The organism is Kitasatospora sp. NPDC094028, from assembly GCF_049543595.1.
In the GTDB taxonomy this organism is placed as follows: Bacteria; Actinomycetota; Actinomycetes; order Streptomycetales; family Streptomycetaceae; genus Kitasatospora.
In genome coordinates this window covers 446-1,242 of record NZ_JBMVFA010000106.1, presented here as the reverse complement: position 1 = coordinate 1,242, position 797 = coordinate 446, and the positions used below count along the sequence as shown (strand labels likewise).

Below are 797 nucleotides of genomic sequence, written 5' to 3'. Positions count from 1 at the left end.
CGACCCGATCGAGTTTCCCCGGATCGAGGGAAACGCGGGCACGCCCGCCGGTGTCCAGGGCAGCCTGCCGGCCGCCGCGAACAAGGTCGGCATGGTCCTGCGGGCCCCCAACGGCGACCGTCAGCAGTTCTACGTCGTCGAACAGGGCAAGGTCCTGCCCGTCTCCGACTTCACCGCCAAGCTGCTCCTCAACAGCAAGGACCTCGTCGGGCTCAACCAGGCGAGCAAGGCCCTCGACGTCAGCGCGGGCGCCTTCGTGCCCGGCTCGACCGCGTTCGCGGCCGACCGCAAGTGGCCGGCCCTCACCCCGAAGGTCGTCAACGACGCGGGCACCACGAGCGGCAGCCGCGACACCGTCTGCAACGTCCTCGACCACGTCGACTCCGGCAACGGCACCACGACCCTCGGTACCTGGGCGGGCACCGACTTCCCGGCCGAGCTGCCCACCGGCTCGTCGAGCGCCTACGTCACCCCCGGCTCGGGCCAGCTCTACCGCCAGTTCCAGGGCACGGACACCAAGGCGGGCGGTGTCTTCCTCGTCACCGACACGGGCCTGCGCTACGCCATGCAGTCCAACGCCGACAGCGGCTCCCAGGGCACCGAGTACGGCATGACGGACAAGCAGCGCAAGGAGCTCCAGCAGGAGGCCCAACTGGCCCAGACCCGGCTCGGATACACCGGTCTGGACCCCGCGCCGATCCCGGTCGCCTGGTCCGTGTTCCTGCCGACCGGCCCCCGCCTGTCGACCACCGCGGCGAGCCAGCCGCAGGGTTCATAGGAGAAGCCACGTGCCGTAC

1 protein-coding gene is annotated in these 797 nt (G+C 70.8%); it reads left to right on the top strand.

The window, feature by feature from the left end:
- Positions 1–778: type VII secretion protein EccB (locus tag ACPC54_RS42110; RefSeq protein WP_498973046.1), on the top strand; the 778-nt coding region annotated here is incomplete at its 5' end.
- Between the last annotated feature and the right edge of the window lie 19 nt (positions 779–797).